At 43.8% G+C, this 23,180-nt stretch carries 24 protein-coding genes; all 24 read right to left on the minus strand.

Features of this window, described 5'->3' with window-relative positions; genetic code table 11:
• Window positions 1-2: 2 nt before the first annotated feature.
• Window positions 3-4,292 carry a phage tail protein gene (locus HG263_RS02995; RefSeq protein WP_171624584.1) on the minus strand — a complete coding sequence of 1,430 codons (4,290 nt, stop codon included), beginning with the start codon at window positions 4,290-4,292 and terminating at the stop codon, window positions 3-5.
• A 1-nt stretch (window position 4,293) separates the two neighbouring features.
• Window positions 4,294-4,902 carry a baseplate hub domain-containing protein gene (locus HG263_RS03000; RefSeq protein ID WP_171624585.1) on the minus strand — a complete coding sequence of 203 codons (609 nt, stop codon included), beginning with the start codon at window positions 4,900-4,902 and terminating at the stop codon, window positions 4,294-4,296.
• Window positions 4,902-5,489 (minus strand): hypothetical protein, encoded by a 588-nt coding sequence (locus tag HG263_RS03005; protein WP_171624586.1) that lies wholly within the window; start codon window positions 5,487-5,489, stop codon window positions 4,902-4,904. The genes HG263_RS03000 and HG263_RS03005 overlap by 1 nt, the downstream gene beginning before the upstream one ends.
• Window positions 5,480-8,461 (minus strand): tape measure protein, encoded by a 2,982-nt coding sequence (locus HG263_RS03010; RefSeq protein ID WP_171624587.1) that lies wholly within the window; start codon window positions 8,459-8,461, stop codon window positions 5,480-5,482. The genes HG263_RS03005 and HG263_RS03010 overlap by 10 nt, the downstream gene beginning before the upstream one ends.
• Complete coding sequence (locus HG263_RS22795) at window positions 8,451-8,726, minus strand: phage tail assembly chaperone (protein WP_439331978.1); 276 nt, start codon at window positions 8,724-8,726, stop codon at window positions 8,451-8,453. The genes HG263_RS03010 and HG263_RS22795 overlap by 11 nt, the downstream gene beginning before the upstream one ends.
• Window positions 8,727-8,731: 5 nt before the next feature.
• On the minus strand, window positions 8,732-9,145 hold the full coding sequence (locus tag HG263_RS03015; RefSeq protein ID WP_171624588.1) for a hypothetical protein: 414 nt from the start codon (window positions 9,143-9,145) through the stop codon (window positions 8,732-8,734).
• A complete protein-coding gene (locus HG263_RS03020; RefSeq protein WP_171624589.1) occupies window positions 9,142-10,062 on the minus strand; it encodes a phage tail tube protein in 921 nt (306 codons plus the stop codon). The genes HG263_RS03015 and HG263_RS03020 overlap by 4 nt, the downstream gene beginning before the upstream one ends.
• A 285-nt stretch (window positions 10,063-10,347) precedes the next feature.
• Entirely contained in the window at window positions 10,348-13,302 is a 2,955-nt protein-coding gene (locus HG263_RS03025) for a hypothetical protein (protein WP_171624590.1), read from the minus strand.
• Complete coding sequence (locus tag HG263_RS03030) at window positions 13,302-13,841, minus strand: phage tail-collar fiber domain-containing protein (protein ID WP_171624591.1); 540 nt, start codon at window positions 13,839-13,841, stop codon at window positions 13,302-13,304. Before HG263_RS03030 ends, HG263_RS03025 begins: the two co-directional genes overlap by 1 nt.
• Window positions 13,838-14,665, minus strand: a complete 828-nt coding sequence (locus HG263_RS03035; protein WP_171624592.1) for a phage tail protein I — start codon at window positions 14,663-14,665, stop codon at window positions 13,838-13,840. The genes HG263_RS03030 and HG263_RS03035 overlap by 4 nt, the downstream gene beginning before the upstream one ends.
• Window positions 14,658-15,659: a baseplate assembly protein gene (locus HG263_RS03040; RefSeq protein WP_171624593.1), complete on the minus strand. Its 1,002-nt coding sequence runs from the start codon at window positions 15,657-15,659 to the stop codon at window positions 14,658-14,660. The genes HG263_RS03035 and HG263_RS03040 overlap by 8 nt, the downstream gene beginning before the upstream one ends.
• Before the next feature lie 265 nt (window positions 15,660-15,924).
• Window positions 15,925-16,299, minus strand: a complete 375-nt coding sequence (locus HG263_RS03045; protein WP_171624594.1) for a hypothetical protein — start codon at window positions 16,297-16,299, stop codon at window positions 15,925-15,927.
• An 11-nt stretch (window positions 16,300-16,310) separates the two neighbouring features.
• Window positions 16,311-16,892 (minus strand): hypothetical protein, encoded by a 582-nt coding sequence (locus HG263_RS03050; protein WP_171624595.1) that lies wholly within the window; start codon window positions 16,890-16,892, stop codon window positions 16,311-16,313.
• Between the two features lie 242 nt (window positions 16,893-17,134).
• Window positions 17,135-17,440: a hypothetical protein gene (locus tag HG263_RS03055; RefSeq protein ID WP_171624596.1), complete on the minus strand. Its 306-nt coding sequence runs from the start codon at window positions 17,438-17,440 to the stop codon at window positions 17,135-17,137.
• A 2-nt stretch (window positions 17,441-17,442) separates the two neighbouring features.
• Window positions 17,443-18,321, minus strand: coding sequence for a hypothetical protein (locus HG263_RS03060; RefSeq protein WP_171624597.1), 879 nt, complete (start codon window positions 18,319-18,321; stop codon window positions 17,443-17,445).
• Window positions 18,322-18,391: 70 nt separating this feature from the next.
• On the minus strand, window positions 18,392-18,706 hold the full coding sequence (locus tag HG263_RS03065; protein WP_171624598.1) for a hypothetical protein: 315 nt from the start codon (window positions 18,704-18,706) through the stop codon (window positions 18,392-18,394).
• A gap of 36 nt (window positions 18,707-18,742) precedes the next feature.
• Window positions 18,743-19,267: a phage tail-collar fiber domain-containing protein gene (locus HG263_RS03070; protein ID WP_171624599.1), complete on the minus strand. Its 525-nt coding sequence runs from the start codon at window positions 19,265-19,267 to the stop codon at window positions 18,743-18,745.
• Window positions 19,268-19,393: 126 nt separating this feature from the next.
• Window positions 19,394-20,293: a phage tail protein I gene (locus HG263_RS03075; protein WP_171624600.1), complete on the minus strand. Its 900-nt coding sequence runs from the start codon at window positions 20,291-20,293 to the stop codon at window positions 19,394-19,396.
• Between the two features lie 9 nt (window positions 20,294-20,302).
• Window positions 20,303-21,127: a baseplate J/gp47 family protein gene (locus tag HG263_RS03080; protein WP_171624601.1), complete on the minus strand. Its 825-nt coding sequence runs from the start codon at window positions 21,125-21,127 to the stop codon at window positions 20,303-20,305.
• A gap of 106 nt (window positions 21,128-21,233) precedes the next feature.
• The gene (locus HG263_RS03085) at window positions 21,234-21,482 is read right to left on the minus strand and encodes a hypothetical protein (RefSeq protein WP_171624602.1); all 249 of its coding nucleotides are present in this window, start codon (window positions 21,480-21,482) and stop codon (window positions 21,234-21,236) included.
• Complete coding sequence (locus HG263_RS03090) at window positions 21,479-21,877, minus strand: 3TM-type holin (protein ID WP_171624906.1); 399 nt, start codon at window positions 21,875-21,877, stop codon at window positions 21,479-21,481. The genes HG263_RS03085 and HG263_RS03090 overlap by 4 nt, the downstream gene beginning before the upstream one ends.
• The gene (locus tag HG263_RS03095) at window positions 21,877-22,293 is read right to left on the minus strand and encodes a glycoside hydrolase family protein (protein WP_171624603.1); all 417 of its coding nucleotides are present in this window, start codon (window positions 22,291-22,293) and stop codon (window positions 21,877-21,879) included. Before HG263_RS03095 ends, HG263_RS03090 begins: the two co-directional genes overlap by 1 nt.
• 9 nt (window positions 22,294-22,302) lie before the next feature.
• The gene (locus HG263_RS03100; protein ID WP_171624604.1) at window positions 22,303-22,674 is read right to left on the minus strand and encodes a hypothetical protein; all 372 of its coding nucleotides are present in this window, start codon (window positions 22,672-22,674) and stop codon (window positions 22,303-22,305) included.
• A complete protein-coding gene (locus HG263_RS03105) occupies window positions 22,652-22,927 on the minus strand; it encodes a helix-turn-helix domain-containing protein (RefSeq protein WP_171624605.1) in 276 nt (91 codons plus the stop codon). The genes HG263_RS03100 and HG263_RS03105 overlap by 23 nt, the downstream gene beginning before the upstream one ends.
• Window positions 22,928-23,180: the final 253 nt, after the last annotated feature.

Below are 23,180 nucleotides of genomic sequence, written 5' to 3' on the forward strand. Positions count from 1 at the left end.
AATTATCCTCTTTTATAAATTACTGCGACCTGTTTGATTTGATCAGGAGAGTCAAATGTGACGTTGTGACGTACTTGAGCGATGGTGTAACGCTCTTCACTTTGTGTTGGTTGACGCATCCCTTTGCCAGGCATGGAACTTGAGCAAATTAAATCGCCAGTTTGTAAATTGCCACCTTCGCCGCAGACATTCATTGCGCCTTCACCACCTGCGTTGATGCTTGCTATATCGTACAGGTAGGCCAGTTGCTCCCACTCTTCAAAGCCGACTAGGCCAGCAGGTTGCGAGTCTGTAAGCACTCGACGACGCGTGTAAATACCTCGCACTGTAATGTCCATCGGTGTGCTCGATAGTTTTGCCGTACAAATTGCATTTGAGATATTTGCAATGTGCATAAGCTCATCATCACAAAGAATATCACCGGGTTCTGGCTCTAACTCTTTGGGTAGGAGTGTTTCATGAGCAGATGTGTGAGGTCCTATTTCACCATTCTTTGCATAAAGGGCCCAAGAAGACGCGTCGACGTGAATAGCGTTACTATGATATTTAATTGCAATACCCCAAACATCTTCTGGCTTGCCATTATCCCAGACATATAGGTTACGCAGAAAACCTTCCCCATTCGCCATAAACCTGGCGTTAAGGACCCCATCTTGCTTAATAGCAAGCATACCTGAACTCGCTGTAACGGTACTGCTTCCACCCGAATCCCATGTACATGATCGTAAAGTTGCATTACTAATTACACCACTAGACGCTTCAACTTTACCTCTAAAAGTACCACTCGTTGCCTCAACCTTACCCTTAAACGTTCCACTATCAGCTTCAACTCTTCCTTTAAATATACCGCTATTAGCATACACGTTGCCGGTGAACGACCCACTGGTTGCGTTAACATGCCCAGTGAACGACCCGCTACTCGCATTAATATGCCCGTTAAACTTATATTTCCCCGCGCTGCTATCAAAATACACAGCACTGTTATTGCTATTATCGAGTAATTCAAAAACGCCAGCTTTTACCTGCATTCGCCCGGGTGTTATCGTGAGCCCTGTTACATGGTTATTAACGTCTACACCAATTGAAACCCGCGCATCTAGCTCGTCTATTTGGTTCCCTTGTTCATCCAACTTCCTCGCATGCGTAGTCATAAGCTGAAATACGCTCGCAGTACCCGAGTCAGTTTCTACACTAACGTTTTTGACAAACGAGGCTAAAGCACCATTTGAGTCCGTCTTTGAGAAATAAATATCACCCAGCTTGGAAATTTTCCCGCCAAACTCTGTCGATAAAGACTGAGCTTTTAAGCCTATTGCCTTCTCAGTTTCTACTTTCGTATACGTATTACTTGCAAGGCTAGATATGTCGCCATTGAATTCAGAGCGCAAGGAGCTCTCTTTGGCACTAATTACACTATTTGTTTGCGCTGCGGTGTAAAAAGTTTGATCTAGATAAGCGCGATTACTATTAACTTTACTTTCTAGCTCAGTTTTAGCCTGTGAGACAGCGCTTTGTGCATCCGCTTTGGTAATATAATAGTGCTGCACATCAGCCTTGTTTTGTGCAACTTCAGAGGTTAGGCCGCTAATTTTTGTGGCAAGCGCTTGCTCTTTGGTTGCTAACGATTGCTCAACGTTAACTATCTGCGCACTGTTGCCATCTACAACTGCTTTAACCTCACTAATTTTATTCGCAAGCGCTTGATTTTGTGTGGCAGAAGCTTGCTCTACACTGACTATTTGCGCTTTGTTCTGCACAACCTGTGCTTCCACTTGCCTGATGTTTGTTGCAATAGCGCGTTCTTTATCTGCAAGGGACTGCTCAACATTGACTATCTGAGCATTGTTTTCACCGACCAAGGCCTTAACTTCACTCACTCTTGTAGCCAATGCTTGATTTTCATCAGCTTGAACTGCAACAGCCTCATTAATTCTTGCGTTAGTTTTGGCGGTTTTTTCCTCTAAAGTAAGCGTACTTGTTAAATCGGCCTCGAAAACTTGCTCAGTATCCAATGCTTGTTCAAGAATACTATTGGCAAGATCATCAATTTCTCTTATCTTCTCTTGCGTTTCTTTTAATTCGTTAACACTGAGCCCAGATACTGAAAATGCCTGCCTAACAACTTGCAACTCGTGGCGAGCTTCAACAATTAAGTTGCTGGTGGCCTGAGCCAAAAATTCAATTGCTAGCTCACTGTCTGTTACATTGCCTTTTTCTTCACCTAAAGCACCATACAGCACACCATCATCGCTCAACTCAACCTGTAAGGTTTGAAATGCTAACTCTTGTTGAGTTTGCAAATCTCGAAGTGATACGCGAACTTGGTTCACTATGCCCTCAGGCTGCCAACCAACACCCATACCTATCCAATTTGGGCTTTGGCTCATCTCAAATACAAGCGCGGTGCTGTGCTCATAAGTTGCTAAATCGGCAGTTTTAACATCAAAACTCTTCCATTGGCTTTTGCCTGCCGCATTCAAGGTTCTAACACGTCCTTGGTAGCTTTTTGAAGGTAGTAATGAAGAAACGGTGAGCACTTGGGAGATAACGGTTTTTTGCTCACCTTCCCCTGCAAACTGCCACTCATAATTGGTTTGCGTGGATGCGCCTGTTGTAGTTGCATACAGCACAACACTTGTCGGTGTGAGCGAGGTGATTTCAACAGTAGGTACCGCCGGCTCTGCAACAGTAAACAACAAAGTCGCTGCGCTACTTCGATAGCCGAGTATATTGACCGCATAAATACTGATTTGGTACTCACCTGCATCCAGCGCTAACGAGATGTCATGTAAGGTCGTATTACCTGATTTTACAACTTTACCATTCCTGCGAACTTGGTACTCAAAGTCATTTGACGCTGATTGCCATTCAACCTTTAGGGTATTATCCTCTCCTACACTGGCTTGTAATCCTGCTGGGGCATCCGGCTTTCGTGAGCGATATACGGTATCTTCGATGATTGTTTGTGGTGCACTCGGCTCCCATGAAAAATGACTGGGCTGATGCTCAACTAAGCTTAAGTCAACTTCGCCACTGCCATTAAGCACCATATCATTGAGTACAAAAGGCTTTTTATCAAACCCTAGCAACTCATCACTAACGCGAATAACGTCACCAATTGCCAGTAAAGCCGCATCATCACGAGCCGTAAATTTAATGCTTAACTGTTCACGACTTTTACGCGCAATAAACTCCGCAATACGCTTTGCTTCATAGAAGCTGTTGAGCGTTTCAATTTTTACTTTTTTGGTTAAACGAATGTCGTTGTCTTGGGCTAACCATTGCGTATCAATCGCACTGCTTGGCTCTGGAAATACAGCATCTTGTAGCTTGCCATTGCGCTTTTCATCATAGTACTGAACCGTTACTTGGTTGTAGCGATCCTTTTTTGAGGCATCGTTAACCTCAATATCACTTACAATGGTTTGTTCATTGGCCTCCCATGATATCGGCGCCTTATTTTCTTCAAGCACTAACGTTAGTTTGCCATTAACCACAGGTAAGCTGGCACGCATCGAAGCCAAAAGCATTTCACAATTGGCTTTTACTGATTTACTGGTATTAAGTCGCACATTAGAGGTGTACAACGGGATGGTTGCTCCCCCCTCATAGCTCTCTACCTGCAAATCACAAATATTGGCGGCACGTTTAAAGCTTTCGACATCTAGGTCAGAGCTGGGTAACCCTTTGCCATAGCGGGTGTTGGTTAAATAATCATATAGTTGCAGCGCAGGGTTAGAGGTAACATTACTTTTAGTTCCAGTTCGTACATCATGGATACGCGTTTGTTCAATGTCTGCGGTAATGTTTGGCCTTGAAGTAAAAACAGGGTCATCAGCGCCCATCTCTAAACGTACATAGCTATACAACAAGCCTTCGGGTAAGTTTCTGTCAGGAGACCAGCCGCTAGCGTTTAAAAGAGGGTCAGAATAACGCCCCCCCTCAATATTACGTGTATAAGCCCACCAATGTGCCCCCTCATCATGGAACTTATCAGATGTGATTGGCTCATCATCAATGTAAATCTGCTTTACTGTTGCGCCATTTGCTTCACCCCAAACAATGATAAGGTGAAGTAGCTCATTTTCTACATCATTTCGCACCACATCATTCGTCGCGCGGTAGATAATCGTACCACCTGTTCTTTTTACTTCTCCATAAAATACAGGTATAGCAGCGTCAGTTGCAGGTGCTGTAAAATCGACCCCTTGTACTTGCTTTTGAGGTTGCGGCTCTAAATCGACCCCCAAAATCTTAAAAAAGCCGCTAACGATATTACCTAAAAAACCCATGCTATGGCTCCTGCTGCTGGTTGTTATTGCGCTTATTTTTCGGTGCTTCAAAGCTCGATTTGGCAGAACGAGACTTCACCGTGCCATCACCTTCTTTACCCCAAGGCACTGAATCTGTTAAGAAAGGCGTGTGCTCAAACGGATCGGTATTTGGAAAAAACTTCTGATGACTTGCGGTATTTGTTTGCCGACCTGCGGATTTTTCAAAATCGGCCCAAATAGAGCTGACGGTAAAGCTCATGGTGCCAGACGAGTTCATATCCATTTTTGCAATAAGCCCTTTGTACAAAGACAAAGCCCCTACGGGTGCATCTGTGATGATCAGCTTGGATAACTCAACACGACGGTTCATCCACTTTTCGCCAAGACCTAAGGCCACTACGGCTGAGTCCAAAGCATTAAAATTAAGCTTTAAATCACCAATGCGAATACCGCTACTGTGTTTTACCGAACTGAAACTTTTTAGCATGCCAGCAAGGTAAATGTTGCCACCATAGCTAATATCTTCATCCGCATCGGTCATATATATTGGACCCCAATCGAATTGGATTTTCAGTAAATGGCAAAATTGATAATCACCAGCAAGCGCTTGTTTTAATGCTGTAGACATTATTGCGTTACCTCCACCAGCTCTACGCTCACAGGAATGGGTCGGCCAGCTGAAATAGAGATCTCCGTATCATCATCATCGCTGTACACTAAAAACTGTACATTTTCGCCACATTGAATCGCGCTGTTACCCGCCACATTCGTTTTCAACTTGGGATAAAAGTGAATAATGTCTGCGTCGCTATTAAACCCCGTAACCTGATATACCTTGTGGTGACCTAAAAACTGAATAAAGTCACCTGCTGAAAATGCCACGCCTTCTCCTTTTGCAGACACCGCAACACGTACCGAGCTCTCACCTTGCGAAATTGACTCTGCAGTTTTTGCACTCAACACACTGCCAATTTGTGGTAGCGGGTTTGGCAACTTGGTTTTTTCAAATACCCCATCTAAGCTTGCCACTTCTGCATACACCGCCATGGCCTCTTGATAAGGCATCGCCGTTGAAGTGAGCTTAATGCGCCACCTTTGCGGTTGGCCGAGCTGACGTACCTGACGGGTAAAACTGTATTTGTTTTTGGTGACTAAGGTTTTTGTTTCTGAAGAGATTTTTGCTTTAGCAATTTGTGTTAATGCGGTTAATCCCATTCTCCTGACTCCATTGCATAACGTACATCTTGCATGATTTTGGCGCGCTCACGCTTCATTACTTGCGCAACGCCCTCACTATCATTGGCATTGATGACGTAATTAAATTTGACTGATTTATCGATGTTTTGTGGTGTTTGTTCTGCTGCACTATTTGACGTATTCAACCCTGCGGTGGTGCGACGGCTGGTGACGTTAACCGGGCCTGCAATAAGTTCAGGCCCATATTCACCCACTAGGCCGATTTTACCGGCGGGGATCAGACCACCATGGTCATAGGCACCTGAGTAATTGGTTGATTTAATCGCCTGAACGTTAGCCATACCGGCAGCCACCGCAGCGGCTGCCGCAGCGATGCCCAAAGCAGGTCCTACATACGGAATACCCGCTAAAGAGGCATAAGCGTTGGTTGCCGATTCATACGTTTTAATTGTCGTTTGCGCGATTGCCGCGGCCTTTGCCGCTTTTGATTGTTTGCCACCAAATGCGGCGGCCACGCTGGCTACCCCACCAAAGAAGTCCGATGCCTGATTTAAACGCTGCGACTGCTGCTCACGCTCGATATCTGCCATGGCCTTATTTTTTTGCTTGGTTTGGTCCACCTCAATTTGGGCTTGTTCTTCTGCAAGCGCTTGAGTTGCGGCAAGCTTTTCTTCGTTTTGGGCTTCAATGACCGAAGAATCCTGTTCATCGGTTTGTTCAGGATCCTCTTCTTCCCCTGTTCCTAAAAACAACTCATCAATGATATTTTTACCTGACTCATATACTTCAACCATGGCCTGCACAGATGCTTCAACATTTTCAGGGTTTGTTAAGTCACCATTGAGCGAGTCACCCAAATTTTGCAACTGAGACATAAAACCTGAAGCTTCACTGGCAAGCTGCGCATTTTTCTGCCTTTCAAGCTGAATAATCTTTTCATGGCGCTTTTTAATTAAGTCTGTTTGAATTTGTGTTTGCTGATTTTCTGAGCTTTCTACTATTCCACGTTGACGCTCGCAGCTTTGTGTCAGCAGCTTTTCTGTTTCTTCGGCGTTTTTTTGCGCAGATGTATTGTCACTTTTTGGGTCTAATGCGCTAACAATTGTTTGCACATCGTTTTTTGCCCCTGCGCTAGTTAATCCAGAGCTTGCTTTTGGACCTTTCGCAGGTTTTAAACCAATTTCAGTATTGTTTTTTGCCTTATCGTAATTTTCGCCTTTTTTGTCGTAGGCCTCGCCAAGCTTTTGTGCTTCATCAAGCTTTTTATAAAGTTCTTCTGTGACCTTTTCTCTTTGCTTTAGCGCTTCATCCCAAGATTTCTTAATGCGCTCTTCAAATGTGCTACTGTCAAATTCATCAAGCTTTTCAGATTTGTTACCTCTGAGGTTTTTAAGTTCCTCATCTCTTTGAACCTTATTTTGCGCAACCTTCTTTTTCTCTTCTTCATAATCAAATGAATCAGACCAAGGATTCAATGCACCAATCGAGTTTTTAAACTCGAGCATTAATGATTCACTGGCCGACGAAAGGTCATTCTTGATACTGGTAAAGGTATAGTCTGTCGCCGTATCAAAGTAATTCATCCAATGATCGAATTCTTTGCGTGCCATACCGAGCGCAGAACTGATACTCTGGGGAATTAGCAAGTAGTTTACACCAAGCTTCTTCAGGCCTTCTTTGGCATCTCCTCCCCATTTTTCATACGCTTTAGAGAAAAAACTTGAAGCTCCATTTAATGCTGCTTCTAACTCATCTCCCATGGTGTACTGATAAAGACCGCTAAAGCCCGCTTTCAACGGACCTATGTAAGCATCAAAGTACTTTCCTAACTGACCTGATGCCAATGAGTCATTAAACGTATCTAAAGCATCACTTCCTACACTAAATGCAGATTTTATAGCATCGCCAACTCCTCCCGAGCCGATATTTAAAAACAGCTCATCCCACTCAGACTTAAAACGGGCAACCTCACCACCCATTGTTCCCATTTGCTCAGCCATTGCCCCGGCAAAGTTGTTTTGAGCTAACTGATTGAAGTACCCTTGTATACTCTCAGCATTATCTTTGATGTTAGTCGTAACACCATTATAAGTAAGCGCTAAGCCATCTTTGGTTTCCTTCGCATTTATGCCAAGGTTTGCAAATGCATCAGCTTGAGTTTTCGCATTGTCAGACGTCGCATTAATTACATTATTTGCAACATCTTGTAAGCTCATACCCATGGCACTTGCTATATCACCATAGGCAGTCATCGCCTCTTTAGTCGGTATTAAACCGTTGTTGTAAAGCGCTAAAAAAGAATTGGTGGTTTGATCTATATTATGTGGCGTTTCTTCTGCCATTTCTTTGAGATTGTGGAAAATCTCTTTGCTTTTTTCAGAGCTCGCTGCAACAACATTGATTCTCGCTTCAAGCGCTTCAAATTGAGACGTTACAGCTATCGTTTTTTGACCTGCTGCAACCACAGCATCAGCTAACAACAATGGAGCCCCGGCAGCACCTGCAACACCTTTTGCAAAACTGCCTATACCCGCAAGTGATTTTTTAAAAGGTGAGCCTCCAACTTTTTTATTACTGGCAGCACTAACACTGCTGCTTGCTGAGCCGCTAGCGCCCATAGACGAGTTTAGATCTTTACTTGCTTTAATATTCTTTCGAAGTTGATCTTCTAAAGCTGCAAGTCTGCCTTTGGCTTTGTCTGAGCTTTGCTCTAGTTGGCTAAACGACTTACCTGCTTCTTTGCCAAAGTTTGAAGCTGATTTTTTTGCAGTTTTAAAATCTTGATGTAGCCATGTGAGATTTTTACTCGCGCCTTTAATATGCGATAAAAAGCCCGCTAGAGATTTTTTAGCCCAATCTACATCATCAGCAAAATCAGACGTTGCTCTTGCGGACTTTTTTACTTGCTCTTCAAGCTTTGAGAGTTCACGCGTTGCGCTCGTGGTTTCTTTAATTAGCAACGATAGGGAAAGCTCAGCGTTAGTTGCCATGCATGACACTCCAATAAATTCGGTCTATTGAGCGCAAAAGATCGACCTCCCAGGAGCGGAGGTGTTTACGCGTTAGAGATGACCAGTGGTAAATTTCGGTAAAATTGATAGGTTTGTCGCTTTTCAGCTCTAAATACCATTGCCATAAATAAGCCAGCTCGTCTGGCAGAGCAACTTGCTCTGCCAGTTCGGCTGGCTTGTGACCTGTGGTTTTCCAGACCTGTTTAAGCGCTTGTTTACGGGTTAAGCGTGCGCCTTTAGGTATGGTGTTTAGTTGGAACTCGCTTTTGGCGTAGTCGGCGAACTGCTCAACCCTTTGGCGAAAAAAAGCGCACGTTTGGCCGCAACTTTATCAATTTGTTCGCAAATTTGCGGCGCTTGATGCAAAAACTTTTTAACGGTTTCAAGTTCACAAGGTTCATCAAATGACCAATCGGCCACCAATGCAGCGATTAAACCTAAACGCTCATCAGCAAACGCCTCTGCACGTTTTGCTTCGTCTTCAATGGTAGCAAAAGCCATAGCGTTGCGTTTGGCTAGGGTTTCTGCATCTCTAAACGCATCTGAGTCAATACCACGTACTACGATGTAATGCTCTGATTGCGAGCCATCCGGTAAAGTCAGTGGCACTTTAATGCCTTCGTTGGCTTTTTCGCGGGTAAAAAAATCTTCCATCATGCTCATGCTTTTGCTTTCCTTTCGATAATTAAATTGGTGCCTTCTGTTTCTGACAGCAAGCCTTGGAATGGCAGTGATACAATGATTGCACCCGTGCCTTCTACATCAGGCTGACCACCTGTGTAGCGCAGGTTTGGCACACTCACAACATATTGGTTGCCCGTAGGATCAGTCATCGAAAAACTGATATTTGACTGCTCACCGTTGAAAAACTTCTCAAGCAGGGCGTGGTTTTCAAAGTAAACACCCAGCGTACCAGTTAGGTTTGATAAACCAATTGATGGACGAATTGTCTCGCTTGAGCCAATCACAAAACGCGGCTCAATGCCGTTTTCAAGGGTAAACCCAAGTTCAGTCGCAATGGCTAGGTTTTCGCCGCCTTCAGTAACCTGACCGTTAAAGGTATCTACCGCCGGTACGGCTGCCGTGGCTTTTAACGTAGCACCCGCTGGCAACTCAGATAATGCTTCAACCGATTTACCTACTGCACTAAATGTTGCGGTTGTTACACCTTCTGTGCCCAACTGAATATTGATATTGTTAAGCTCAATACCACGATAAAGTTGGTATGGCTTATCTGCTGCTGACAATGTCGTAAAGTGGCGTAAGATGCTAAAGCTGCGACGTTTTGTGCCGCTTTTTAGCTTGTCGGCTTCCCAATCACCGCATACAGCCGCTGCTAGCAACATGTCGATGGCTTGCCACTGTAATTCAGCTTTGATGTCACCACCAATTTGCTGAGTACCGTCTCTAAAGTCAGAGATCTGACGGTCGCTACGAATGGTGTTCGATTGACTGGTGTTTTTTGTTAGGCCCAAAGTTGTGCCTGTAATTGGCACTTCAATAAACTGTGCCGACGCTGGCGTAACGCCATACTCTGTTTCTTCTACTAAATAAAACTTATGTGATGTGGATTGAGACATAGTGATTCCTAAAAGTAATAGGGTGATTTAAATACAGGTATTCGTGCCGCAACTAACAGTGCGACAATAAGTGGTAATGTTTTTTGTAAATTAAAAAGGATGAAGTAAGCTGAATGCTTACTTCTTCGATGATGAAATGATTCTAATCAAATTTAGGGACAAAAAACGGTCAAGTTTGACCGCTGTGTTAATTTATGGGAATTAGATATATAGGCTTAGTGGCAAAGTAACTGTTGATAATTACATTACAGTTAAGCCAAGTGTATGTTCTGTCATAATTCAACCTTAGTTGTTATGGGCAATGCCAATTGGGAATTGACTATGATGACAGAACACTTTAACCGTATTGCCGTTAAGGTCGGTTTTAACATCTTCACCATTGACCAATGGAATAGCTTGATCGTCTCCCCAAGAGGTTTCTTCATAAGGGATTAAGTACTCGTTTCTATCGAGTCCTTTGGCGCTTATGCTGCCATTTGGTTTTTTAAGCCAAACATCATTATTCCAATCAACTGTAGAGTCTGTGGCACAGTACCAATATTGGCCGTCCATCACCGTTGTACCGGCTTTGTTTTTAACAAAGTACACCTGACCTTTCACCATATCGGTTCCAAGATTGGTCGAATCAATCACCTGTACTTGTGGCTTGTCAAACTTCAACTCACTGCCGTTAAACTGCACATAGTACAAACCATTTTTTACCGTGAGTGAGTAAAGCGCTTTACAGCCTATATTACCTAGCACACCACCTAAATGCGGCAATAGCGCATGTTTTGGCTCTTCATCACGAACCAAACCATTACCCAGTATACTCGCCTGAGTTAGTGGCACACTGGCATTAGTGGTATATGTTATTGAAGTGGGTACTTTATCAAGCAAACTCGTTTGTAAATTGGCACCAAATGACGCTCGCGCATCATTACCGCACCATACTTTGCTAACATCACTGACGAGTGAACTTAGCGATGCAGGTGTTGTACTGTTAGCTTTTGTCTCATAGTAATATAACGCCACATTATCTTGTGCAAATATAGTAGGGTGTGAAATAGAGTTACTTTGGGCAACAAGGTTCATCGCACTTTCACTGCTTTCCCACTGCTCACCGTTATAAAAAGTTACTAAATCGTTATCGCCAGATACTGCTTTTTTCGTTAACGCGAAGCGCTCACCTGAGCCGTCTGGAATATGATTTGGGTTCCACTGGCCCACGACGCCATTTGGAAAAGTTGCGGCTATGTTGTCGGCTGAGCCAATGATATCGACATAGGGCAACACATCAAACTCACATCCTTGGTACTGCGTTGGCATGATGATCTGAGCTCGAATAGTGCTGGCCCGTCCAGAGCTAATCCAATTAGCACTGTTATTGTTTGGGTTAACCAATGCAATGTGGTTACGGCTATTTAGTAAGCAGCCTCTATCAACTTGAATCCAAGTATTCAACGGGTGGCCGCCACCATAGGTACCTAAATCAGTGTCACCGTAGTCTAAAAACTTGATTAAAACAGAGTCAATATCAAACTTATCATTGTCCCGATAGGCAAAATATCTGTCCCGATTGAATAGCGGTAAGTTTTTAGTTAGCAGATTAGCATTATCATTTTTTATATCCAGATAAATAGTCATCTCAGAGTCATGGCAATAATCACTGTTGATTAATGTAAACGGTATCTTGCCCTTGGCACGCAACTGACCTGTAATGGCTTTTTGCATAGACTCATGTAGCAATTGTTGCTTATTTAGCTTATTGGAATTTAAGCGCAAGTCTTCTACTTGACCTGCATAAATTGCATCGTGATATTTATAGCTACCTGGTCGACCTGTTTGACCTGATGACAACGCACCGTGTGTAGTATGACGGCCTATACGAGATGGTGTTGGTAATTCAAAGCACCCTGCTTTACTCGGATAATAGTTACTTGGCAACGTATTCCAATGAAAATTAGCAACATTGGTTTGGGTAAACTGTGCGGTGCCCATTGGGTTATAAACTGGGTGATATGCGCCTTGGTTTAGGCGTTGAACGAGGGCGATTGGAAGAGCAAAGCCCTTATCTATTCCCTCAGTTGTGAACCTGCCCACATCTGGATATCCTGGTGAATCTAAATTATTAGGGGTCACAAAAACAGAATACGCCGCAGGATTATATTCCACTAAATCTCGATCATTCCCCGTATAGCCAAATCTGCTACCAATAATTGAGTTAGGTTTACCATGAATACCAAGAAATTTATTGTAAGAAGATCCACCGTCGCTAGGTCTAGTTACCTTCCATGAATCACTTACTCCTTCTACCACACGCATACGATAACGTACTTGCACAAGCTTATTTGCTTTAGCATCATAATAAATATTGTGTTCTGGACCACTTAAAAATACAGTTTTTTGCTCATCAGTCAGTGATGACCATTTAACACCATAACCCTTGGTATTTTGGTCCCACTCACCAAACGCGCAGTAGCCTTGTGCCACCAAATTATTAACGAGTGCAATGCCTTCATAGTTGCTTGCACCATATTGCACATTGCCAAGTGGGTAAACCACATCCTTTTCACTGATGTCTTCACGCCAAGACTCTAAAAATACAAGGTCTTTACGTGTGGTGATAACTTTATTGGTCGCTGTTTCTGATGAAAAAGCCGCTTGTGCATCGCTATGCTGCGTAACTGTGCCTGTGGCTGAGTCATAGGTTTTGGTGCCATCGGGTGCATCTGGGAGTAAAACTCTTGTCATTTCGAGTGGATTTTCAGCATCCCACGTTCCGAAAAGCTGGTGTATAACGCCGTCAATGACGACAACTGGGTAATCGTACAAACTATCCCCGCGACCAAGAGCAATTTTATTTCGCCACGCAGTTGTTGACTGATACATCCACATACCGTCATTCACATGTTCTAAATCCGTGTGATGCTTGCCCCACTCAACAAACCCACTGCCCGCATATTGCTGCTTGCGCTGTTCACGCAAGGCATCAAACTGCACTTTTGCCATGGCTGGCATCCAAGGTTTAATCGCCTCTTCCATGCGCGTTTGAATATCTGCGTTTACCTTAGCCGCATCGCTTTTTACTTTATTAAGTGTGGTGGTAGTTGCCGATGACATCTCGTTCTTAGCATCCACTACTGATTTTTCAACACGCGATATTTGGCTTTGTACAGCTTGAGTTAGTGCATTACTTTTGTTGGCTAAGTCGGCATTGGTGGTATTGAGTTTTTGAATTTGTTGTTCGATTGTGCTCATTACAGCACTCCTTTTTGAGCAAGTTCTTGATAAAGTTTTACGGTGGTGAGGTTGGTTTCTAGCTGCGAGGCCAGCATCTCGGTTTGTACTTGGGTCATATGTAAAAACACATCGTCGTAATACAGACGCAAGTCGCCATCATGAGTCACGGTAATCGCATCATGCGGTGCTGCACTGAGTAATAAGTCAAACCCCTGCACCACGGTGGCCATTGGGGTAAGGTAAAACAGCACGTTTTCAGGGTGTGACCAAACGGCAAATAAAGTACCGTCTGATAAATAAAAGCCAACTTCTTTGACGCTATAGCTGGTGTCACTGGTAAATTTACCCGACACCCTAAATTGGCCGTTGTTATAATCAACGCCCTCGCCTGTTGGCACGCGGTCGCGTTCGTTTTGTAACTGGGTTTGTGTCCGGGTCGGCGTGTAGCCTTTATCACCCACAGCAATATGGCTTAGGTGCACACTCAACCCTTTTTCTTTAGCATTCACTGCGGCGTTCAAGCCCGCCTGTGTAATGATAGGTTGGTAAGAACTCATGTTATTTCCATCGTTAATATTTGAAATGTGGTACTGCCTGACACTGTATCGACATACAAGTCAGACATATCGAATTGAATAGCTTGATTTTGCTTTAAACTACTATGTGCAATGTGCAGTTGATTACCCCCACTGTTCGCATAAACCGTAACAGGCTCTAACAGCGACTCTGTATTTTGGCTAAGCTGTTGCGTTGCAAGTTGAATGTGGTTATTTCTGGCACTCACATACAGGTTGTTTTGCTCAAATTGCCCGTCGGCATTTTGCTCAAGCGCTGCTTGGGTAATTTGTGTGGCCGTACTCACTGGCGAAAAATACAGCTGGTTTTGCACTATATTGCCAATGTGAAAGTCTATTTGCGTACGGGCTGGCTTGTTTGCCGCCACTGCACGCCAAAGTTGGGCTTGCAGTTTTGGGGTGATAAAGGTATCACCATTTTCATCAAGGTTATGAGTGGCTAAGGCCACGATGGTTGCGGTGTGGGGTGCGCCCCCAGTTTGCCACCACTCTTGCAGCTCAAGCTCAGCATCTAGTGCGCTGAGTGATTGTTTTAAAGCACCAAATGTGCCCTTAATTCTGTGGCTCGGTACACTGTCTGCGATAACTTGGCGTTGAATATGCTCAGGCCAATTACTATCCCATGTATCTACACTCAAGCCATGGGCAAGCCAAGGTAAAAAGTGCGCAGGACACTGCCATGGGTTCCAAAGGTGCTGCAAGGGCACCGGCAGTTTTTCTATTCGCGCCGCTGCGCCCGATAAACCATGCTCTAACAGCGAACTACTTACAGGCAATAATGGGTCATATTGTGTAGCATCAGACATCTCGCTGTGCCTCAATTGATACCTCTATACTTTCGCAATGCGCCACTTCGTTTGCGGCAACAAAAATATCACTAGTAGGCGAGAGCAGCTCAACACGTTGCACGCCGGCGCCGTGTAAAACAGCATATAGACCCGACAGCGAAATATCATGGTTAAATTTACGATGTTGTTTTAGCCAGTTTTTGCAGTTTGCCATCACCGAGGTATGAATTTCGTCGCTATTTATACCCGGATACAGGTGCAATTTAGCTTTGATAGCAAATGGCTTAACCGTGGGTTTGAGTAAGTTAACCCTATCGGTCAAAGGGCGAATATTGTCTTGGTTAAGCACCTCGTAGACTTTTGCAATAACCATATCTGATGGTGTGCCATCCCCTTCGTCACTGAGCAAAGTAATTGCCACGTCACCGGGCATAGGGTTTTCAAGTCCAGCATTATAAGTGTTGGTTAGCAACATAGTGCCGCTTGGCACTTGTTCTGCAAGCTCCGCTGGTGGCAACAGCATCACAAACTCTGGCGCTTCAATAAACACATCTTGAATATGGTTTGACGCTTTAAAACAATGAAAGGCATACGCTCCTTCGGGGCCTGCGGTGCTAAACCCTTCTAATGCTAATTGAATGCGTGTACGAAAACGTTCGTCGCTTTCATATTCAATCTCATCTGCAGGTAAATCATCACTGGCCTGATTAATAACAGCGCGCGTAACACCAAAGCGCTGACCTAAAAAGTCCAATTCTTCAGTGCTGGCTTTGGCAAGCAAAACAGCCTCTGCGCCTTCATTGATACGCTGACGAACTAACAGCTCTCTATATGTGAACGTTTCAATGAGTTTTACCACTGGATCACTTTCATAATTGAGCTGTGCGTCTGGATAACGAGTTGCAAAGTCAGCCATAATGGCTGTTTTTATTTCCTCGAAACTAAGTGGCTCAATAATCTCGGGCACGGGTAGTTGATTTAAGTCGATGGCACTAAAATTGGTTAAGCTCATAAAGCACTCAAAGTTGATAGCATGATAATTGGGAGTGGAATAATTGAAAGGGTTGCGGATTAGGTAGGAGAACCGTCCCTATCTGTGACTGCCCTTCAAATTATGTGTGACAAGTAGTACCTTACGCTAAGGAGATCCTGACCTTCGTCAGGATGACAAACGCGTGCACATCAGTGCGCTTAGGAGATCCCGACCTTCATCGGGATGACTAACTTGTTTCAGGATCTCGTGACTAAACGTTCAGGGTTACCTGCTGCAAGGCGTTTTATTCGCCCTTAAGCACTTGGCTTACACCATTTGCACGTTGACTGATTTCATCCATCACTTGCGCTTGGCCTTTTACTTGATAAGGGAACTGTAAGCTGCCCTCAGTCACTTGTTGCTCGATACCACCAATGGCGGCTTTTAGTGACTCTGTTGACGCGCGCATTTCTGCAAGGCTTTGCGCAGTGCTTAGTTTGTTGATAAAGCCACTTAGCTCGTTGAGTAGGATGTGTGTGGTGTCTGAGGTGGTGCCCAGTAGAGAGTCACTGTCAGCTACTTTTTTATTGATATTATGTCTAAACGTTTGTGTTTGCTGCTGTTTTAAAATTTCTGCTTGTTGCTGTTCAGATACTAGCGTTGCGATATTTGTTTCCATGATAATGCTCCTTATAGTGTTTCTTGCTCAGATCGAATAATTTCAATATCGCCGTGTTTATACAATCGACCATTGCCAACCCGCATTGTGTCTACTGAAAGGGTTAAATAATATTGATTTGTAAAGCTTAAGCGGCCATAAATATGACCATCGGAACCTTTATAAACGTGGGGTGTATGAGTACCTACAGTATCAACGTTAATGACATTCTCGACGACTTTATAGCAATAGCCAACTAGAGTGGCATCTACTATTTTTCCTTCTCCATATGCATAACCTGTTATGTGTAGATGAAACATTGCATGGTCTGTATCGGCCTTAAATGGCAGTTTAAAGTGTAGGTTCGTCACACCTGAATCATTGGTAAAAAAGTTAGCAACATTGATAGCACGGGAGCCATAGCCACCATTACCAATAATAGAAAGCTGGTTTAGTTTGTCGTCTACTTTGCTATTGGTGCTGGTAATGAGTGAGTCTACTTCTACCGATTTACTCGCGACTCTTGCATCTATATCTTGAATTTTATTTTCTACAACGGTGGTAAGCTCTTCTGCTTTACCGACTAGCGTTGCAATATCTTGTTCTAAAGCCATTTGTTTTCTCCAACTCATGGTTTGCCATACTGCAAAATTGGCAGGGTTAAAATAAAAAACCCGCTCATAGCAAAACACCAGTCGCGTATAAGATCCTGACCTTCGTCAGGATGACGATGTGGGATATATTTCACATATTCGTCATTCTGAACTTGTTTCAGAATCTCATAACACTTAAATGGGAAGATTGAGCTAGTAAGCGGGCTTGTTTGGTTTAAGGTTTAAGGTTTAAGGTTTAAGAATTATTCAGGTTTCGCGTAAGTTGCTTTGATGGCGTTTCGCTGAGCCAGCCATGCGTCTTTTGCGGCTGTGGCTTGCTCTGATGATTCACCAAACTCAGTCACAGCTGCCATATAGTCAAAGAAAAGGTAATCACTTTCTTTACTATACTGGGCGCGTCTTAGCGTTTGTATTTCTTGTTCATTAAAAATAAGCTCGTAGTCGTCTGCTGCAACTTCGGCTTGCTTTGCAATATGTTCTGCGTGAGTGGCGTCTTTAATACCACCAGCAAAAATTTTGTTTGTTGATACTTGCTTTAGTACTGCCATGATTATGCTCCTTCATCTAATGCTGGGGCGGTATGAGAATATGGGTGACCCACGCTATCCGCCCAAATCATATTGTCACCATGATCGCCTGTGCCAACGTAAGGTAAAGCAATAGCCACTTTCATTTTGCCTAAGCCTCTAAAGTAAGGCTGATGGCACCCCCCCCAACCAGTACGTGTGGCATGTTTGTACTGCCAGCCTTTGCCAACATCATTGGCACTAACTCGAATATTTGCCGAACGGTTTTGTGACGGGTAGAACGCAAGACTCCCCGATTGCTCAAGCACGTTAACCCAGCAACTAGCCTGAGTTAAAAATTCCCCTTTACTCCAACCGGTGAATGTTGGGCAGCCTTGGTTTAAAACAAATAGCAGCCCTAAGTTTTCATCCGTAGTCATCCCTTTGGTTAGGTCAACATCGAATACTAAAATTCTGAAATTACTGCCGTAATAAGTGTCATTATCTGAGCGGTAGTTACCTAAAGCACGATGAAATTCATTGTTTGGCTCAAAGCCATGCTCTGAAAGCATTTTATTTGTAAGCTTTGTCACCGTTGCAGTGCCCTCCGTGCCTTGGTAATAAAAGCAGCTCCAAGGCGCAGAATGAGACTGCATCACATCTACTGGTGTGCCAAAATCTTGATCTGAGTTAATTTTTGAAAAGAGCTTAGTATCAGATAAGTTGTTCGGAGCCAATGGCAACGCTTTTTGAAAACTGGCTATTTTACTCTCAACGGCTTGCTCCTTAGCCGCAAGCCTACTATCAATTTCTTGCGATTTTTGATTCAGCGTGCTCGTAATGTCTGCAATCTTGCTGTCTACCGTGTCTGTAAGTCGATCGGTTGAATCTATCAAGCGACCAATATCTTGCTCTAATGCCATGATATTTCCTTTTGGTTTTTAAAAATAAAAAAACCGCTCAAAAGCGGCCTCGTATATTTACTGCTTGTATCTAATGTGAGTCGTCGCAATATCGTGCCTGAATCGCAGTACGTGCATCTAGCCATAGTTTTTTAGCGCTAACGGTTTGTTCGTGACTATCACCATATTGTGCTTGCATGGCCAGATATTTAAATGCAAGTCCGTCAGATTCCATTTGATATGCATGGCTTCTTGCTGCTTTACATTGTGCTCTTTTTTGGATCTGCTTGGCTTGTTCAAAGGCGGCTTTAGACGCTAAAGGCACACATTGTGCTCCTAATGTATGAGTATTATCATTACCTTGTTCAGTTTCCGCATTGATTATCATTTGTTGTAATTCCTGCATCGCTATCCTTCCTCTCACTTATTGATACAATATTATTTAAAGTACACCCGCATCCATCAACGCAAATTTTTGCTTGAGGTGGCGGACCATATTGCCGATTTGTGCTGCGCCTAGTTTGGCAAGCTCGGGGGCAATTAAAATGTTGAGATTAACGCCTTGGTCAATCACCGTGATTGAGTCAGCGGGTACACCGGTTAGCACCAAGTCAAACGCCAGTAGCAAATCGACTTCGGCTGATTTATAAGCAATGGGTTTATCAGGATTTGAATAAACCGCAAACAAGGTGCCGTCTTCTAAGTAAAAGCCGACTTCGTTGACCCAAAAGTTATGGTCCGTGTCGTCAATCACACTCATATGAATTTGTGCGTTGCCTTTGTCTTCTCCACTGGCAACTGAAATTCGATGTACTTCTGCTTGTAATGCACTGCGGCTTTGATCAGGCGTGTAGTTACCTGTGCCTAAGCCGATTTTGTTAATTTTGGCTTGAAAGCCATTTTTGTCTGAATTAAACACCGCCTCCAATCCGGCGGTGGTGATGGTTGGCCGTAAAATTGTGCTCACTGCACTTACTCCTTGTTTCAATAGAAATAAAAGCAGTTACACGGCATGCACTGTGGTAACTTACACCTAATTTGAAAGCCGCTGGGCAATGTGTGGGTAAACCAAAAAGCGATTGCCGAGAGGTAACTACTTGTTTGGATATAGATAAAAGCGCCCAACGCTGATGCGCCGGTTACTAAAATGACAACCTGCTGCAAGCTGTGATTGCAAGTAGTAGCAACCCGCTGGCAGCTTTTGGTCGCTCGTCATATAAAATCGCCCTACCGTATGGCGCTGATTATTCAAATGTACGCCAAGCGCCACGGTATCTTGTAATCTTGCGTCAACCGCCTTTGTTGCCCCTCGCTGACGATTTACAGCGTAGCGCCCGTGGCTACTGACCGTTAAACCTGCCGTTATTTCGCTGGGGGCAGCCTTAGCAGGCAAGGTATTGTAGTTAATTCGCCCTACCTGCAAGCCACTACTGGTGGTTGCAACCGTGATACCTAAATCTAGCTTAGCGCCAACTAAAAAGTTAAAGTGCGCTCGCTGTGGCTTGGTCTGGTTGGTCACTCGGTTAATTGCTTTATAAAGCGCGTCAGATAGCGCGACTTGCTGACTGGTGTATACCTGCTCATTAGCCCAAGTGATAAAGGTAAAGGTATTTGGCTCTTTGCTATGTACTGGTATCAAAGCAGTGTTATCTACATCCTCAAACCATTCAAAAAATTCGATAACGACACCCAAAGACTTCAGTGCGCGTTTAACTGCGCCTACCGTGCCTTTGTGCTTATGAATGGCCACTGAGTTTTTGATCAGCGCACGTTTTGCCTCTACTGGCCACTGCTCATCCCAATCATCAACTGACAAACTCCATGCTAACCAAGGCAATAATTTTTCAGGACAAGTATCAGGGTGCCAGTGCTTTGCAACATAATCAGGTATCGGTTTTACATCATCAAAGTAGGTCGCTCGCTCATGCGCTTGTTCAAACTTGCTGGCATTTGGCGCTAATAAAGACTTAAAGTCTTGTTTGGTGTTAGACATGCGCTGCTCCTACAAGTATTCAATGTTGATTGCATCAGCCACTGCCGCTTCATCAATACCGCAAGGAAGATCATCCACAGGTTCAAAAAGCTTTACTTTACGAACGCCTGCCTGATGCAACATGTCGATAATTCCAGAATGGGGTATTTCTTGCCCTAGTTTGTAATGCTCACTAATAAAGGTCTTTAACTTGCGGTTGATTTGTTCACTGACCTGCGTTTTATCCGCTAACTCGTTTAAATAAACTTGTGCATTGATCTGGTAGGTCTTTGGCTCAACGTTATGCACTTTTACCAAGTCAGTTAATGGCCTAATGTCGTCATTATTTAAATGCGCTCTAACTTGGCTTATCACCTCAATTGGGTCGACGCCTTGTTGTGGTAACACTTTTACATCCACAACCCCTGGCATAGATGAATACACATAAACATCTTTTACATCTTGGCTAGCCGCCATGGTTTGGTATTCATAAGCGCCCATGGTGCCCGCCATACTATAACTCTCTAAAGACAGTGGAATACGCTGACGGTATCGCTCATCGTCTTCATTTTGTGAGCGCTCAACCCCAAATAAGCGACCTAAATGATCTAGGTCTTTACCTTTTGCGTAAGCTACCATCACTGAACGAGCCGCATCATTGATACGTTGACGAAGTAATAATTCTCTTGTAGCCGCAATTTCTAACAATTTAACGGCAGGGTCAGACACCAACGGCGTATAATCCGGTAGTTCATCGAGCAATGAATCGTACATTTGCTGATAGATTGCTTGGTAATCTAAATTTTCAATCACATCTGGCACCGCCAAGCGTGATAGCTCAATTGCATTGTTCACAAGTAACTCCTTTTGGGTATAACTAGGTGCCGCGTGTTCATTGAAGTACACACAATAAGATTAATAAATGATGTTTAGTGGTGGTGTTTGGTGTTTGGTGTGTTGTTTATTCGCTGCGAAGATTGCTACCAAGCAGAGTATCGAGCTTTTTATCGATAGAATCTAAGCGTTTTTCAATGCGTTTTTGGTCTTCATTGCGGATTTGCTTTAGATGGTTTAATTCTTGCGAATTGGTTGTGATCCGTTTATCTAAATCCCCTAAATAGAGGATCCCTGATACCAGCAATGTTACCGTTGTAATAATATGGGCTAAATTGAGCTCCTTCTTCATTTGCCAATGCTCTGGTTGACTCATTTAGCGACCCCTTTGATTTTTTCAACCGTTCGTAACCCCGCGAGCCCTAACATGCCTAAAGTTAGCTCAAGCATGACTTCTAGTGGGAGTTCTGGTGCGCCAACTTCTGGCCACAACCATTGCAAAATCGGATTCACCACAAAAGAGAACAAAAAGCCAAACCCACAAACCCAGAGCAAAAATGGTCGCGCGCCGGCAACAAACACACTGCGATGAGACGCACTTAACGCATTAATTTGTGCTTGCACCTGTGCAGATTTGGCGACGAGTCTTGCCTTGAGTAAATCTTGCTTTAGGACTTCTTCTTCACTTGTAAATAGTTCATCTAAAATATTGCCCACTGTTTGGATAGGATCTTGACTGGTTGTGCTAAATAACTTAGCCAGCAACCCCATCATTGCCATTCCCCTGTGAGCATCTGCTTAGCAAGCTCATTGGCTCGATTTGGCACTTGATTTGCCCAGCGGCTGTTAAGCATCTCTAATGCGGCTTGCTCATAATTGCCATTTTCAATGTGCTTGATCATTTTCTTAAAGCCCATTAAGCCATTAATGCCAAGATTGAATGCCATATTGATAAGTACAGCTAGACGTGCTTCATTGCATTTGCCGACATCAATACGGCGCTTTACGCCCGCTTTTGCCTCTTGCACATCATGAGCAAGCAGCTGCTCTGCTTCTTCCTCATCAACGCCGTTATCATCTAGGTTTCGCCCATAGCCAATGGTAAGCTTACCTCCCGTACAATAATAAGGGTACTGTTTGTACCCTTCGTGCTTTTTGATCTGTTCGACCGTGATCATCAGCGACATAGTTACCCCTTATACACTATTAAGGTTGGCCGAAAACTCAGCCAACAAACTGCGCTCAGCTTTAACGAGCCAAAACTCTGCTGAACGTTTTGAGTCAAACCCAACCAATTTTGCCGCATCAGCCAAAGTGCCTGTCATCAAATAACGAGCACGAATTGCCCTTATACACTCTGGTCTAAGTGCCGCAATGAGTTGGGTGATTAACTCGATTTCGGTTGGTACAGACATAGACTCTGCACCTGCAAATCCCCCTGTCGGTCTACCAAACGATTCACTGATAGAAGTGCTTTTAAAACCTTTACCGAATTCTCTGGCTTTCCAAAAGTTGCCCCAGCGTTTAAGTGCACTACGAACTTGCTTAATCGTTATGTGAGTCGTCATGATTAATCTTTCCAATTACATCTAAAATATCGAGTAAATATACGTCTTCAACTAGGCTGATAACGTCATTCCAACGGGGGTCAAACTCTCTGTTTTCCCAACGTCTGAGCGTTCGCTCTTCAATCCCATAACTGGCTGCCGATTCAGCCTGTGTAAACCCCCTCAAGCGGCGAGCGAAGCGCAGTATTTCACCACCCCTAGGGGTTTTTCTTGAGGTAAAAATTCGCGCAGAGTTAACTGGTGATTGAGTCATTGCATTTCCTTTTAATTTCTTAATTAATTTATGACTGCCGAAGACGCTTTAAAGTTTTTATGGATCGACCCAAAAACAGGTACATACGGCAAAGCTGTACAATTGAGTGATAGCCAAACTTCAACTTAACGACTGACTTTAAATAAGCCCTTTTCCGTAAAGCTCACTTAACCAATCACGTGCTATTGGCAAAAAATCCCTAAGCGCATAAAGAGCAGACAAACCAAGCCGTTTAGCTTGATTTGGGATTATT

Origin of the sequence: Pseudoalteromonas caenipelagi (genome assembly GCF_013140855.1) — a bacterium.
GTDB classification, from domain to species: Bacteria; Pseudomonadota; Gammaproteobacteria; order Enterobacterales; family Alteromonadaceae; genus Pseudoalteromonas; species Pseudoalteromonas caenipelagi.

Coding starts and splice junctions, on each gene's coding strand:
- HG263_RS02995 (WP_171624584.1), bottom strand. CDS start 4,292: ATGGGTTTTTTAGGTAATATCGTTAGCGGCTTTTTTAAGATTTTGGGG.
- HG263_RS03000 (WP_171624585.1), bottom strand. CDS start 4,902: ATGTCTACAGCATTAAAACAAGCGCTTGCTGGTGATTATCAATTTTGC.
- HG263_RS03005 (WP_171624586.1), bottom strand. CDS start 5,489: ATGGGATTAACCGCATTAACACAAATTGCTAAAGCAAAAATCTCTTCA.
- HG263_RS03010 (WP_171624587.1), bottom strand. CDS start 8,461: ATGGCAACTAACGCTGAGCTTTCCCTATCGTTGCTAATTAAAGAAACC.
- HG263_RS03015 (WP_171624588.1), bottom strand. CDS start 9,145: ATGAGCATGATGGAAGATTTTTTTACCCGCGAAAAAGCCAACGAAGGC.
- HG263_RS03020 (WP_171624589.1), bottom strand. CDS start 10,062: ATGTCTCAATCCACATCACATAAGTTTTATTTAGTAGAAGAAACAGAG.
- HG263_RS03025 (WP_171624590.1), bottom strand. CDS start 13,302: ATGAGCACAATCGAACAACAAATTCAAAAACTCAATACCACCAATGCC.
- HG263_RS03030 (WP_171624591.1), bottom strand. CDS start 13,841: ATGAGTTCTTACCAACCTATCATTACACAGGCGGGCTTGAACGCCGCA.
- HG263_RS03035 (WP_171624592.1), bottom strand. CDS start 14,665: ATGTCTGATGCTACACAATATGACCCATTATTGCCTGTAAGTAGTTCG.
- HG263_RS03040 (WP_171624593.1), bottom strand. CDS start 15,659: ATGAGCTTAACCAATTTTAGTGCCATCGACTTAAATCAACTACCCGTG.
- HG263_RS03045 (WP_171624594.1), bottom strand. CDS start 16,299: ATGGAAACAAATATCGCAACGCTAGTATCTGAACAGCAACAAGCAGAA.
- HG263_RS03050 (WP_171624595.1), bottom strand. CDS start 16,892: ATGGCTTTAGAACAAGATATTGCAACGCTAGTCGGTAAAGCAGAAGAG.
- HG263_RS03055 (WP_171624596.1), bottom strand. CDS start 17,440: ATGGCAGTACTAAAGCAAGTATCAACAAACAAAATTTTTGCTGGTGGT.
- HG263_RS03060 (WP_171624597.1), bottom strand. CDS start 18,321: ATGGCATTAGAGCAAGATATTGGTCGCTTGATAGATTCAACCGATCGA.
- HG263_RS03065 (WP_171624598.1), bottom strand. CDS start 18,706: ATGCAGGAATTACAACAAATGATAATCAATGCGGAAACTGAACAAGGT.
- HG263_RS03075 (WP_171624600.1), bottom strand. CDS start 20,293: ATGTCTAACACCAAACAAGACTTTAAGTCTTTATTAGCGCCAAATGCC.
- HG263_RS03085 (WP_171624602.1), bottom strand. CDS start 21,482: ATGAGTCAACCAGAGCATTGGCAAATGAAGAAGGAGCTCAATTTAGCC.
- HG263_RS03090 (WP_171624906.1), bottom strand. CDS start 21,877: ATGGGGTTGCTGGCTAAGTTATTTAGCACAACCAGTCAAGATCCTATC.
- HG263_RS03095 (WP_171624603.1), bottom strand. CDS start 22,293: ATGTCGCTGATGATCACGGTCGAACAGATCAAAAAGCACGAAGGGTAC.
- HG263_RS03100 (WP_171624604.1), bottom strand. CDS start 22,674: ATGACGACTCACATAACGATTAAGCAAGTTCGTAGTGCACTTAAACGC.
- HG263_RS03105 (WP_171624605.1), bottom strand. CDS start 22,927: ATGACTCAATCACCAGTTAACTCTGCGCGAATTTTTACCTCAAGAAAA.